Origin of the sequence: Gilliamella sp. B2828, from assembly GCF_026537125.1 — a bacterium.
Lineage (GTDB): Bacteria > Pseudomonadota > Gammaproteobacteria > Enterobacterales > Orbaceae > Gilliamella.
Genome location: NZ_JAFNMU010000002.1, coordinates 35,877 through 49,863, shown reverse-complemented (window position 1 = coordinate 49,863; position 13,987 = coordinate 35,877). Strand labels below are relative to the sequence as shown.

General features: G+C 35.8%; 9 protein-coding genes. 3 read left to right on the top strand and 6 right to left on the bottom strand.

Annotated elements, in window-relative coordinates; genetic code table 11:
• Positions 1–150: 150 nt before the first annotated feature.
• From J3U19_RS02040 to J3U19_RS02030, 3 genes are all read left to right on the top strand, one after another.
• Positions 151–564, top strand: coding sequence for a hypothetical protein (locus J3U19_RS02040; RefSeq protein ID WP_267339803.1), 414 nt, complete (start codon positions 151–153; stop codon positions 562–564).
• A gap of 126 nt (positions 565–690) precedes the next feature.
• Positions 691–2,499, top strand: a complete 1,809-nt coding sequence (locus J3U19_RS02035) for a lipase family alpha/beta hydrolase (RefSeq protein WP_267345313.1) — start codon at positions 691–693, stop codon at positions 2,497–2,499.
• Positions 2,500–2,600: 101 nt separating this feature from the next.
• Positions 2,601–3,632 carry a T6SS immunity protein Tli4 family protein gene (locus J3U19_RS02030; protein WP_267339800.1) on the top strand — a complete coding sequence of 344 codons (1,032 nt, stop codon included), beginning with the start codon at positions 2,601–2,603 and terminating at the stop codon, positions 3,630–3,632.
• Between the two features lie 360 nt (positions 3,633–3,992).
• Here the strand turns inward: J3U19_RS02030 and rlmKL are convergent, their stop codons facing one another.
• From rlmKL to glmU, 6 genes are all read right to left on the bottom strand, one after another.
• The gene (rlmKL, locus tag J3U19_RS02025; RefSeq protein ID WP_267345312.1) at positions 3,993–6,113 is read right to left on the bottom strand and encodes a bifunctional 23S rRNA (guanine(2069)-N(7))-methyltransferase RlmK/23S rRNA (guanine(2445)-N(2))-methyltransferase RlmL; all 2,121 of its coding nucleotides are present in this window, start codon (positions 6,111–6,113) and stop codon (positions 3,993–3,995) included.
• A gap of 544 nt (positions 6,114–6,657) precedes the next feature.
• A complete protein-coding gene (locus J3U19_RS02020; RefSeq protein ID WP_267339797.1) occupies positions 6,658–7,209 on the bottom strand; it encodes an MltR family transcriptional regulator in 552 nt (183 codons plus the stop codon).
• A gap of 7 nt (positions 7,210–7,216) precedes the next feature.
• On the bottom strand, positions 7,217–8,377 hold the full coding sequence (locus J3U19_RS02015) for a mannitol-1-phosphate 5-dehydrogenase (RefSeq protein ID WP_267345310.1): 1,161 nt from the start codon (positions 8,375–8,377) through the stop codon (positions 7,217–7,219).
• 83 nt (positions 8,378–8,460) lie between these two features.
• Complete coding sequence (locus J3U19_RS02010) at positions 8,461–10,335, bottom strand: PTS mannitol transporter subunit IICBA (protein WP_267345309.1); 1,875 nt, start codon at positions 10,333–10,335, stop codon at positions 8,461–8,463.
• A 287-nt stretch (positions 10,336–10,622) separates the two neighbouring features.
• The gene (gene glmS, locus J3U19_RS02005; protein WP_267339792.1) at positions 10,623–12,455 is read right to left on the bottom strand and encodes a glutamine--fructose-6-phosphate transaminase (isomerizing); all 1,833 of its coding nucleotides are present in this window, start codon (positions 12,453–12,455) and stop codon (positions 10,623–10,625) included.
• Between the two features lie 3 nt (positions 12,456–12,458).
• Positions 12,459–13,844, bottom strand: a complete 1,386-nt coding sequence (gene glmU / locus J3U19_RS02000; RefSeq protein ID WP_267339791.1) for a bifunctional UDP-N-acetylglucosamine diphosphorylase/glucosamine-1-phosphate N-acetyltransferase GlmU — start codon at positions 13,842–13,844, stop codon at positions 12,459–12,461.
• Positions 13,845–13,987: the final 143 nt, after the last annotated feature.

Sequence of the window (13,987 nt, the reverse complement as noted above, 5' to 3'; positions counted from 1 at the left end):
ACTCGACTTAGTCATTATTTGGCATAACGAACAGATTAATTGACTCACAAAAAAGAAATAATTATTATTATATAATACAGATTATCATCTATATGTATCCTTGTTTTTTATGAAGATCAATATAGCATTTTGCAAATGAAGGATTATTGTATGGGCATAATGGAGAAACTGGACGATAGCTTAGCTTCGCTTACCGGACACTTATCATACACTAACTATCTGTTTTCAGTTGATAAGCTCGACGGGTTATCCGGTATTTTTGTCGTATCAATTAAAGGTCAAGCGTGGTCAAATGCACTTTGGCAATATCAGATGGATTTGACCTGCAAAGATAAGCAAATTTCAATTGCATCCTTCCATATCCAAGCCATCTTTCTGACTCTTCCTCTTAACCAATTTCCACTAGTAGTGACAAAAATCAGCTCATTTGGTCATGTTGTAAAAATAAGCAATTTGTACGGATTAATCACTGAATTTATTATTGTCGTAGAGAGCGAAGATCAAGCACATTGTCGAGTGAAGCGTGAGGTACGCAGATTTAATGATAGTTTTTCACTGTGTTAGGGATTTACAAGTCAGCAGTAAAATTATGCTAAGTCAGTTGTAACGATCCTAGTTATTGGATAAGTGACTTTATAACTAATCACTTATCAAAAAATGATGTAACCAATAAAGGAATAAGGAAATAGAATGGACAAAAATAATGATCCCCAAAGTGCCGTATTTCACACAGTACCACGTTCAAATAAGAAAATGGAAAAAATTCATATTGAAAAAGAGCGTAAAGTTATACCTATTATTTTTTTGCCTGGCGTAATGGGAAGTAATTTAAAGGTAAAATCTACAAACGGTAAGGATTCAAATACGAAAAAAGTTTGGCGTTTAGATAGTTCGGCTTCAGTAGCTGGTTGGGCACTTTGGGGTGTTGGTGGAGCCAAAGCAAGAAAAAAAGAACTTGATCCTGAAAAAACAGAGGTAGATTACCGTGGAACTGTTATTGATGCAGCAGAAAAGGAAATTTCGAATATAAAAAAACAATACATCAAAGATATTGCTAAGTATAGCAAATATCAGGTTAATAAAATTTATGACGAAACAGTAATAAGAAATCAAAAAATAAAGCAAGCAATCAATAACCATCCTGAAAATCGGCTCTTTGGTGTTCGTCGAGCAAGAGGATGGGGAAGCGTTGGTTATAAGAGTTATGGCAAGTTTTTAGAAACCTTTCAATCATACTTATTTCAACCAAATGGACAATTATCCAGTAAAGTAAAAAGTCTGATTAAAGCTTTACCTTTTGAGTTAGAAAAAGGATCAAAAGCAAAGTTAACGTTTAATAATGATCAGATTCAGATCTTTAAAAATTATGATTTCCCTCTTTATGCGATGGGTTATAACTGGCTAGAATCTAATGAAAAAAGTGCAAAAAGACTTAAAATCCTAGTTGAAGAGACAATCCCAAGATTTTATAAAAAACGAGGCAGAACTTGCGATAAAGTGATTTTAATTACCCATTCTATGGGCGGATTGGTTGCGCGTTATTATACTGAAGTTCTGGGTGGGCGTGAAAAAGTATACGGTGTGATTAACGGTGTACAACCTTCGACGGGAGCTGCTGCCGCTTATACCCGCATGAAACGAGGAAGTGAAGCTTATGGTAGTAGTACTATGATAAATTGGGCTACTGCAAATGTTTTAGGGAAAGATGCTGCAGAAATGACGGCTGTGTGTGCTCAAGCTCCTGGTCCATTACAATTGTTACCTAGCGAAAAATATGTATCAAAATGGTTAATCATTACTGCTCCTAACGGAAAATCATACTCGTTTCCTCAAAAGAATCCTTATGATGATATTTATTTAAATAAAGATCACTGGTGGTGCGTTTGTGAACCGCATTTAATTAATCCATTAAATTCAAAGCATGATTTAGCTACAATGCGAATTGATTGGCAAAACTATAAAAAGTTAATTTATAGAGATGTTAAACCTTTTCATGAAAAGATCGCTAATAAATATCATCCCAATACCTATGTGTTTTTCGGAATAGAAAATAACAGAAATAAAATGCGTAAACAGTTTTTTACCTATCAAACTGTACATTGGCAAGGTAAGGTTATTAAAGGGTATCAAAAAGAGGAAAAACGACCAGCAATGAATCATATTGGTGCTAATAATCGATTAGATTTAAACGAGATAACTGAAATCAGAACTCTTAAAGCAAGCTTTAATGATTGGAAAGAGGTTAAACGCGATTATCATTTTTTTTGGGGAACCCAAACCGTTTCGGAAAAAAGAGGCAATATTGCGGAAGAATACACATTAAAAAAAGCCGATAGCAATGGCGATGGTACCGTACCACAAAGTTCTGGTGAAATTCCACTTAATCAGATTCAAGCTCGTATGCATATACCCGTTGAACATGAACCTGCGTATCAAAATGCAATCGGTCAAGAGTTTGCTTTGCGTGCAATAGTCGATATTATTCAGAAGGTTATATAATGATCCATAACTTAAAACTTAATAAAAAACATTTTTTTTTAATTGTTATTTTATTCGTGATTACCCTCTTTAGTTACCAATTTTTTAGCAAGGATATACATATGGCAACTTTATCAACTGAACAACAACAACAGGTCGATGAGCTACTTACTGATACGGCTACCCGTTGCTTAGGAACCTATTTAATTGATTTACCAAAACAATTTAAATCATCCAAAGAAAATTCATTCAAATATGATTATAATCAAGGCATTAATATCGCAACCAATCAGCAATATTTTCCCCCTTTTAAACAGATGCTAGCCCGACGAGAACAAGAGTTAAAAAACACTCAACCAGACGATCCTATTGATGGTAAATTTTTAAAAGCAATCTACCCTTTGTCAGTTGCAAATAGTGCTGAAATAGAAGGTCTTATTTTTGAACGGATGCAGAGTGAGGGAGTTCCTGATGTAGCCCGAATTTTAGAAGGTTATCGTTGGCAGGACGAAGTTACCTTCAAAATTGAAATGGAAGCTACCAATGGTTCGGCCAGTCGGTATGATGAGGATAGAAAAAAATATCCAGATATCCATAATAACGATGTGCCGGAAAAGATAGTGCAAATGCGAAAATTGTTTGAACGCATTCGTGTTCGTGATGATTTTACTGTTCCAAACGAACCCGGTTTTTGTTTTACAAATGGCTTTATGCAAGGCGATGATGACAAACCAAAAGAAATCGATTTCATTTATCGTTATGAAGATAGGGATGATTTTTATTTTCGTATTACATTTAATAATTATGCTGGAGGTTATTCGTTATTTGATATTCCTGACTATTTTATTATTCAGGGTGAAGGGCAAAAAATTTATAAAGGGACACGTGAGAGTCACAATCTGCATTTAGAGGAAATAATTGTTAAAAGTAAGGATTTTAACGATGAAAACCTCGATGAATTTAAAAAAGAGAGTTATATCTTTAATTTAGGCATTAATATGGAAGAGCCTGATAATAAAAACCCCAACTTATTGGTTGAAATGTACTATATTGTCCCACTTGATAGCCGTAAAGCCTATAGTGAAGATCAGTTAATGGTCATATGGCGTGAAGTAACCAGTAGTATTCGTATTCGTGAAATAAAAAATCAATAACGATATTCATAAAAGTTCTAAATATTTATTCTCTTTACTAATTTATCATCCTTGATGATTGTTGTAATCTGTAAATAAGTTTTTAGTATAACGTAATTAGAATTCAATTAATTCTCTCTTATAAATGATTAAGTATTAAAAAATTGCTTTAGATGTTGTTCGAATAATGGTTGAATTCTTATAAATATTTCCATTACTAAAGGTAAAATAAACGAGTAATACTCAATTTATTTTTACCATTGAATTTATTTGTTTAATTTTTCAAAAAGAGTTTAAATTAAAACAATTCTCCTTAAAAAGATCTATACTGATTTATTTTAAGGAGAATTCCGTCAAAATTTTTTCATTTTCAGTGATATTTTATTTTTGATGTTGGACAATAAAACAGCAGTGAATTTGCTTATTACGTTTAAAGTCCAAAGATAATGTTTTATTGGTGATCTCTTGATAAGTCAATCCAAGGTTTTGCATACCAGTATTATCCATTTTAAAACCACGTTTATTGTTTGAAAACACAATGATTCCATTTGGTCTTAATAACCGTTTTAGATGTGTCATTATTTTTAAGTGATCACGTTGTACATCAAAAGTATCACTCATCCTTTTTGAATTCGAAAATGTAGGCGGATCAATGAAAATTAGATCGAATTGACCATCACTTTGTTCTAAATACAATAAGCAATCAGCTTGAATTAAGCGGTGCTGTCGACCAGTTAAACCATTTTGTTTCAAATTACGATCGGCCCATTGTAAATAAGTACGTGACATATCAACTGTCGTTGTTGATTTAGCGCCACCTAGTCCAGCATAAACAGTTGCACTACCAGTATAAGCAAACAGATTTAAAAAATCTTTACCAGAACTCATCTCACCAATCATTTTGCGTGCTAAACGATGATCTAAAAACAGCCCAGTATCTAAATAATCAGTCACATTTACCCAAAATTGAGTTTTGTGTTTATTAATGGCATATTCATGCACTAAAAAATAATCCTGTTTTTGGCTCAACTTTTGATATTGCTGTTTGCCTTTTTGCTTTTCACGAGTTTTTAAAACTAACTGATCGGCAGTAAGTTCTAGCACTGACATTGTGGCGTTGATAATATCAAACAGTCGTTGCCGAGTTTTTTGTGGTTCAATATTTTTAGGTGCTGCATATTCCTGTACTATTATTTTATCTTTATAACGATCGATAGCTACATTGTATTCAGGTAAATCGGCATCATAAAGGCGATAACATTCTAGCTGTTCTTGTGCAGCCCACTTTTCAAGCTTCTGCTTATTTTTTCGTAAACGATTAGCAAAATCAGCGGCTGGCAATATGGGGGTACTGACTTGTTCGGTAGAACGTTGCGCAATTGTATAATTTTTTTGTACGCAATCTAATGGACCATTCTTCGCTTTAAATTGTCTTTCGGCACGCATTTGTAAACAGTCTAATAATTGTGGCGCAGCACTAAATAAAGAAAGTCGCCAGCCACCAAAATATTGTTTAATTTGACGACCAAGCGCTGTATGCAATGCAACAAGAGCAGGTTCACTTTCTAATCTTTCGCCATAAGGAGGGTTACTGATTATCATACCCATTGCATCATCAGGCAGTGGATTGGTTAACTGCGTTACATCTTGCAGTGCATAGGTAATCAAATCGCCTACACCAGCTTGAATGGCATTTTGTTTTGCTCGCTCTAAAACAACGGCATTATTGTCGTAACCGATAAATGGTGTATTTGGTTTACTAATATTATGTTTAGCAGCAAATAAGAGTTCATTCCAAAGTTTTGCATTAAAACCTTTCCAGGCGAAAAATCCCCACTGTTTTCTCAATAAACCTGGTGGAATTTTTGCAGCGATCATTGCCGCTTCGATCAATAGTGTTCCCGAACCACACATTGGATCGATTAATGGCGAGTCTATCTGCCATCCTGATCGCATAATGATTGCTGCCGCTAAGTTTTCTTTTAATGGAGCCTGCCCAGTTTGCTGACGATAACCACGTTGATGCAAACTACTGCCACTCAAATCTAATGACAGTGTTACACGGTTCTTATTTAAATAAGCATGAATACGAATATCTGGATCTTGCTTAGCGATATTAGGACGCTCGTTAGAATGACGAGAAAAGTGATCAACAATTGCATCTTTAATTTTGAGTGCGCCATATTGGCTATTACGAATAAAATCGTTGACACCAACAAAATTAATGACAAAGGAGTTATCAACTGCAAAAATATCTGGCCATTTAAGATTAAATACACACGAATAAAGATCTAAATCACTGTAAATATCAAACTCCGCAATGGGCAATAAAATACGCGATGCCAAACGAGACCATAATAATGATTGATATAGTGTTTTTTCATCCGCGTCAAAAAAAACACCACCCTGGGCGATTTTACAATCGACCGAACCTAACTCTTCTAACTCTTTTTTTAATAACTCTTCAAGCCCGCGCGACGTGCTGGCAAATAGTGTTTTCATGCATAATCCACTTAACAATAAAATTGAATGCATTATAGCGAGTTATTTTTATTGTGGGAAATAAAGGATAATCCTTTTTGGATCTTGATGATTTTTGAGTATGAAAACAGTAAATTTTGTAAAAAATATTTAGGAGTCTATACCGTTTCATTAGAAATTCAAACTTACATTCAACCCCGAATGTACGAATCTTAATTCAAAAGGAGGAGACTATAAAAAAGTAAATGATTTGTCTGTCACCGACAAAATTTGAATAGCATAATGAAATATAAATCACCCTGAAATTGAAAATTTTTGTTGTGTCAATAGATAGAAACTATTACAGTTTTTTTGCCAAACTGAGAGCCATACTTAACTTAGTTTGTTATGATTTAATAGAAGGATTGAATGTGTAGGTAAATTGTTTCAAAATTAATGCCATTGGTAAGGAACCATGTTTATAATAGTTCTCCCTTTATGTGATCTTGATTAAGACCAGTTTTTGTTTTTCGATGAGTCCTTGGTTTTTTATTAACCAACTGTTTTAAAGATGAATTTTCTCTCTTTAAGGGATGCAGTGAATATTTTGTTTATTAATCATACGTACCGTCAGATCCGTAATAGCGATAATCAGTGCTGAGCGTATCATTTGTTGATATCGATTTTGATAGATGGATGACTTTAATGTATCGACAATACCAGAATCTTTGGCTTTTTGATGTTGTGAATCCCAATTTGATGGCAGTACCATATCATGTAATAGACTAATCGGACCTAATATTTCATCGTCGAGGTAAGTGTATTTTTTATCGTCATGATCAAGTTCGTCTAATATGGCAATTAATAGCTCGACATCTTCATACTCTTCGTGCGTTATGATTCCAAACACATAAAGTAATTTTAAACAGATGGATGTATCATTGAGCGGACCATTTTTATCAATGAGTGAAGGTATGACAAATTTTATAGCGTGAGGTTCTTTACGAAAGGACTTTATAAGCAATTGACTAATAATGCTATTGATCATTTTTATCGCCTCCGCCAGCAAGCTGTGTATGTCAGCTTGCTGGTTGAGTTTTTCAAGTATTGTGTTTTCTGCTAATGTTGATTCTAGCATTATTCATTTAGTATTGATGATGTTGCATGGAAGTATAAAGTTGTTCAATTTGACAAACAATAGGATTATTGATTTCTATACCTGAAATATCACAAAATGTTTGAATTAAGCCTTTTTCAACGATTTGTTTATTTAAGTCAATAGCTTGATGGTCATCAACATTGTAATAATTAAGTGCTGCTGCAATACCGATGAGCAAGTTGTTATTGCTTAGTTCATATTCAAATGTGCCAAGTAGCGGTTTAACTAATCGATCGCTAGATCCTAATTTACGAATGGGTTGGCGACCAACGCGAGCTGTATCGTCTTGGAGATATGGATTTTCAAAGCGCGTAAGGATCTTTTCAATATAGGCTTGGTGTTTAGCAGGGTCAAAATTGTAACGTTTTATCAGTACTTGACCGCTTTCCTGCATTGCTCCTTGTACAACTGTGCGAATGCTATTAACTAAAATAGCATCACGGATGGTTGCAATATTATTGTAAAATCCTAAATAAGCGGTGATGGCATGACCTGTATTTAAAGTAAATAATTTACGTTCGACAAATGCCATTAAATTATCGACTGGTTCCATACCTTTGATTGATGGGATATCGCCAATAAATTGATTTTTATCAACAATCCATTCCGAAAATGTTTCAACTGTGACTTCTAAAATATCGCCTATTTTAGATGTTGCTGGTGGTACGATGCGGTCAACGGCTGAATCAACAAAGCCAATATGACTGTTCATCCATGAGTGGAGTTCATAAGGTATGTATTTAAATACTTCTTGTTTTAATTGGCTGGTTCCTCGTACCATGTTTTCACAAGCAATGATATTAAGTGGTGCGTTGTTGGTTTGTTGATATCTTGCAATCAATCCTTTTGCCATATCTTCAGCAATCCGAGCTAAAATCTGTGGACCCACTGCGGTGGTTACTAAATCGACTGTTCCAATATAGTCAATCACTTCGGACGATGAGCTATTAATCGCGTCAACATTGTGAACAATTTCAGTGGTTGATTGCTCGCCCACCACATTAACAGGGTACTGATGACGTTTGGCAATTTCGTCAATCACTTGTTGGTTAACATCGACAAATGTTACATGAATACCTGCGTCTGATAATAATTTACCGATAAATCCGCGCCCAATATTGCCAGCGCCAAAATGTAATGCTTGCATTTTTTACCTTTAATTTGTATTTAATATAATTGGTTTAACAACTTTCCTTAAGTAAAGTGAAGGAAGTCATTGTGATGTCATACTTAACTTAATATTGCTAACACTTCATCAAAACGAGAGGTATTGGATAGTTTGGCAATAAGGTTTGGATCGTCCAGCGCGTTAGTTAATTTGGCTATGACATCTAAGTGTTCGTTATTGCGTGCAGCGATGCCAATAACGATTTTGGCTTTGTCATTCGCTTCTTCACCAAATTCTATCCCAGCTGGATATTGACAAAAGACGATACCGGTATTGATGACACTATCTTTGGCTTCAATTGTGCCATGAGGTACAGCAATGGATTGGCCAAGATAAGTTGAAGTTAGCCGTTCACGCTCTAGCATTGCTTCAATGTAAGCGGATTTAACATAGCCGTTATCCATTAATTTTTGCCCTGCAAAACGGATTGCTTCTTCTTTGTTTTGAGCGGTTAAACCTAAAAAGATGTCCTTTTCTGTGAATTGAAATAATGGTTGGATATTATGCGTTGATGTTTCAATATTACTACGATTAGTATTGCTAACACCTTGTGCAACAATCAATTCGTTTACAAGTTGGCTATATAAATCACTGTTTAAGAAATTAGTTAATGAGATGTGATGTGCATTGGGTGCATATTGTTTTGCTCGTTGAGTTAAATCTCTATGAGTAATAACGATATCGGTATCGGAGGTTAGATTGTTGATGGCAAGATTAATAACACAAATGTCTAAATTAGCATCTTGTATTTTTTTGCGAAGTACACCTGCACCCATTGCACTCGATCCCATCCCTGCATCGCAAGCTACAACAATTTTTTTCACATTATCAAGATTAAATGTTTCAGTTTTTAAAGCTTTGTATTCATCCTTCATCGCTATGACATCTGATTTTGCATCTTCAAAGCTTTTATCGATATTTTTAGTTGTTTTTAATAATACGATTGATACTAAGAATGATACTGTCGTTGCGGCTAGGACCGAGGTAATCACACCAAGCATTGAATCTTTAGGCGTTACTGCTAATAGGGCAATAATTGAACCTGGTGAAGCGGGGGAACTTAAGCCTGAATTAAAAAGGGTAAGTGTAAATACACCTGTCATCCCACCTAAAATCATGGCAATAATTAAGCGAGGATTCATTAACACATATGGGAAGTAAATTTCATGAATACCACCAAAGAAGTGAATGATTGCAGCACCACTTGCTGAACCTTTTGCCGCGCCTTTACCAAAAAGCATATAAGCAAGTAATAATCCCAAACCTGGTCCAGGATTAGCTTCAATTAGAAAGAATATTGATTGTGTATGTTCGGCTGCTTGTTGAATACCAAGTGGTGAAAATATACCATGGTTAATTGCATTATTTAAAAATAAGATTTTTGCTGGTTCAACAATAATAGAAGTGAGTGGTAATAAATTATGTTGCACCATAAAGTCAACACCGCTTGCAAGTACCTTAGATGCGACAACTACTGAAGGTCCAATGGCAAAGAATGATAATAAAGCAAGGAGCATACCAATAATACCGGCTGAAAAATTATTGACTAACATTTCAAAGCCACTTTTGATTTTACCGTCTATGGTCTTATCAAATTGTTTAATCACCCAGCCACTTAATGGACCTACAATCATAGCCCCTAAGAACATTGGAATGGATGCTCCAACAACCACACCCATAGTTGTTACGGCTGCAACGACACCTCCTCGTTCTCCATGAACTAATTTACCGCCACTATAGCCAATGAGCAGTGGCAATAAATAAGTGATCATTGGACCAACGAGTTTGGCAACGTTTTCATTAGGATACCAGCCCGTTGGAATAAAAATTGCCGTTATAAATCCCCAAGCAATAAAAGCCCCGATATTAGGCATCACCATATTACTTAAGAATCGCCCAAAGTTTTGGACTTTTAATTTAATATTTAATGTTGTCATAAAATGCATCTTTCCTTATTGATGAATATAATTATTATGCTTTTATTTTATAGGGATTTATTCATAATATTCATCTGGAATAATGAGTAAATGTGACCCTTATCACACTTCAAAAAACAGGGTATTTTCTGATTATGTGATGTGGTTCACACTTGCAAAATGGTTAAATGCTTGGAAGGATGTTTGGAATAAATTTTATGCCAATGGTTTGTGATGCTTGTCTGATTTTTATTGATCTTTACCCATAATAATTGACCCTTATGGTCTTAATAATTATGGGTTTGGTTTTACTCGACTGTTACCGACTTTGCTAGATTCCTGGGTTGGTCGACATCTGTGCCTTTGATTAATGCCACATGGTAAGCCAGTAATTGAGTTGGTACAGTGTAGTAGATTGGTGCGGTAAGCTGTTCAATATGGGGTAAATTAATAATATGCATGGTGTCGTCGCTGACAAAACCGGCATCTTGCTCAGCAAATACATAAAGTTGACCACCACGAGCACGGACTTCTTCAATATTGGACTTTAATTTTTCCAACATTTCGTTAGTTGGTGCCATAACTATTACCGGCATGTCTGCATCAATTAATGCTAAAGGACCATGCTTGAGTTCACCAGCAGCGTAAGCTTCAGCATGAATGTATGAGATTTCTTTTAGTTTTAATGATGCTTCCATAGCAATTGGGTATTCATCGCCTCGCCCTAAGAATAGAGCGTGATGCTTATCAACAAATTGACTGGCGAGTTTTTTAATTTGTGGTTCACACATTAATACCTGTTCAATACGATTTGGTAAGGTTTGTAATGCGTGAACAATGGCTTGTTCTGTGCTTTCTGCCATGTCATTGAGTCGCCCCAATTTGGCAACTAATAACAGCAATACCGTTAATTGAGTAGTAAATGCTTTTGTGGACGCAACACCTATTTCTACCCCAGCTTTAGTTAATAGTACTAATTCTGCTTCACGAACAAGGGTTGATGCTGCTACATTACACACTGCGAGTGTACTTAGGTAGTCGATTTCTTTTGCTAGCCTTAGTGCGGCTAAAGTGTCTGCAGTTTCACCTGATTGCGATAACGTGATAAATAAGCTGTTTTTTCGACGTGCTGGTTTACGATAGCGAAATTCTGACGCTATTTCGACATCGCAAGCAATACCGGCTAAAGCTTCAAACCAATAACGAGCAACCATACCAGCATTATAAGCAGTACCACATGCCACGATTTGAATATGTTCAACTTGTTTTAAAATATTTTCGGCACGCTCCCCTAGTTCAGATAAATCTACTCTTCCATGTGCCATACGACCTTCAAGCGTATTTTTTATAGCATTAGGTTGTTCGTAGATCTCTTTTTGCATATAGTGGTTGTGTCCCGCTTTGCTCCCAGCGTCATATCTGGCATCGGATTCAATACGTGGACGGGTAACATGTTGATAATTTTTATCTATGATTGTAATCGCGCTGTGGCCAATAAGGGCAATATCACCTTCTTCTAAAAAGATAAATTGACGTGTGACTGGTAATAATGCAAGTTGATCTGAGGCAATAAAATTTTCACTCATACCACAACCAATCACTAAGGGGCTGCCCGAACGTGCAGCGACTAATATATCAGGGTTACGAGTATCCATTATCACAGTGCCATAAGCCCCACGTAGCTGTGGTATCGCTTTTTGGACAGCATCAAATAATGAGCAATCTTCAGTTGCAATGATGTCATGAATTAGATGAGCAATAACTTCAGTATCGGTTTCGGAACGGAACTGGTAACCTTTAGCAATGAGCTGTTCTCGTAATGGTTCAAAGTTTTCAATAATACCGTTGTGCACCACACTAATAAATCCGGAAACATGTGGGTGGGCATTATGTTCAGCCGGTTCACCATGTGTTGCCCAGCGTGTGTGGGCAATACCTGTTGAACCTTTGAGTGGGTGCGCATCGACGGCATCTTTTAGGGCTTGAACTTTGCCAACGCGACGAACGCGTTGTAATTCGCCTTGTGGCGATATAATGGCAAGCCCAGCAGAATCATAACCGCGATATTCTAATCGTTTTAAACCTTCTAGTAATATATCAGCAACATCACGTTTGGCCACACCACCAACAATTCCACACATAGTCTATTCCTCGTTGTTTAATTTAGTTGGACGTTTCCAACCAGCAAATTGCTTTTGTTTTACTCGGCTTACTACTAATTCGTTATCATTAACATTATTGGTGACAGTAGTACCTGCAGCGATGGTTGCACCTTTACCAACTTTAACTGGGGCAATGAGTTGGGTATCTGAGCCTACAAATACATCATCTTCAATGATGGTTGTCAATTTATTGGCACCATCATAATTACAGGTAATCGTGCCTGCACCAATGTTGACATTGCTACCGATTTGGCTATCGCCAAGATAGCTTAAGTGTCCAGCTTTGGTTGCTTTGCCTAAATGCGCTTTTTTAAGTTCAACAAAGTTACCAACGTGTACTTGTTCGTCAAGTTCTGAACCTGGTCTTAATCGTGCAAAAGGTCCAATTGTACATTGCTTAGCAATGGTTGAATTTTCAATTATGCTGTATGGGCTGATAACGGAATCATCATCAATACGGCAATTTTTTAAGATACACCCTGCGCCAATAGTAACGTTATTACCGAGTGTTACATCACCTTCAATAATGACATTACTATCAATTACGACATCTTTACCATGGGTAAGAGTGCCACGTAAATCAAAACGGTTTGGATCAAGTAGGGTTACACCTGAAAGTAATAGATTTTGTATTTGTTGATGTTGATAGTGTCGTTCTAATATCGCTAACTGTAATCGATTATTCACACCTTCAACTTCGAATTGCTTTATTGGATGAGAGGTGAGAATTTCGTAACCATCTTGATTAGCAAAAGCAATGATATCAGTCAAATAATACTCTTTTTGTGCATTATTATTGGTTAATCGCGTTAGCCAATTTTTTAATAGTTTGCCCGTTACTAACATAATCCCAGTATTGACTTCATTGATTTTTTGCTGCTCTGATGAAGCATCTTTTTCCTCTATAATCGCAACGACTTTGCCATTTTTCCGCTCAATACGCCCATAACCGGTAGGGTCATCAAGTACAACAGTCAATAACGCAATACCTTGTTTGGGTTTACTGGCAATTAAATTTTGTAAGGTTGGTATTGATATAAGTGGGGTATCGCCATATAAAATTAAGATGTCTTCGTCATCTTCAATATAGGCAATAGCTTGTTGTACTGCATGTCCAGTACCAAGCTGTTGAGCTTGATAAACCCATTGTACAGGTTGATCTTTAAACGCATTTTTAAGCTGTTGTTTACCATGACCATAAACAACATTGATGCGATTGGTATTAAGTTGTTTAACTGTATCAATTACATGTTGAAGCATCGGTTTGTTACCGATTTTATGTAAAACTTTAGGAAGGTTGGAATACATCCGTGTGCCTTTTCCTGCCGCCAAAATAATTGCACTAAGTTTTGGGGGTGAAATTGCCATATTCATTTCCGATCAGGTTAAATTAGTATAATACTATAATCAAAGTTTTTTAGTAAATCATCCACAATTTATTAATTTTTATCATAAAAAAAGTTACATCTACTTTAATGATTATCTCTTTTAATTATGAAAATTGTGTTCTA

Coding starts and splice junctions, on each gene's coding strand:
- J3U19_RS02040 (WP_267339803.1), top strand. CDS start 151: ATGGGCATAATGGAGAAACTGGACGATAGCTTAGCTTCGCTTACCGGA.
- J3U19_RS02035 (WP_267345313.1), top strand. CDS start 691: ATGGACAAAAATAATGATCCCCAAAGTGCCGTATTTCACACAGTACCA.
- J3U19_RS02030 (WP_267339800.1), top strand. CDS start 2,601: ATGGCAACTTTATCAACTGAACAACAACAACAGGTCGATGAGCTACTT.
- rlmKL (WP_267345312.1), bottom strand. CDS start 6,113: ATGAAAACACTATTTGCCAGCACGTCGCGCGGGCTTGAAGAGTTATTA.
- J3U19_RS02020 (WP_267339797.1), bottom strand. CDS start 7,209: ATGCTAGAATCAACATTAGCAGAAAACACAATACTTGAAAAACTCAAC.
- J3U19_RS02015 (WP_267345310.1), bottom strand. CDS start 8,377: ATGCAAGCATTACATTTTGGCGCTGGCAATATTGGGCGCGGATTTATC.
- J3U19_RS02010 (WP_267345309.1), bottom strand. CDS start 10,335: ATGACAACATTAAATATTAAATTAAAAGTCCAAAACTTTGGGCGATTC.
- glmS (WP_267339792.1), bottom strand. CDS start 12,455: ATGTGTGGAATTGTTGGTGGTGTGGCCAAACGTGATGTTGCTGATATA.
- glmU (WP_267339791.1), bottom strand. CDS start 13,844: ATGGCAATTTCACCCCCAAAACTTAGTGCAATTATTTTGGCGGCAGGA.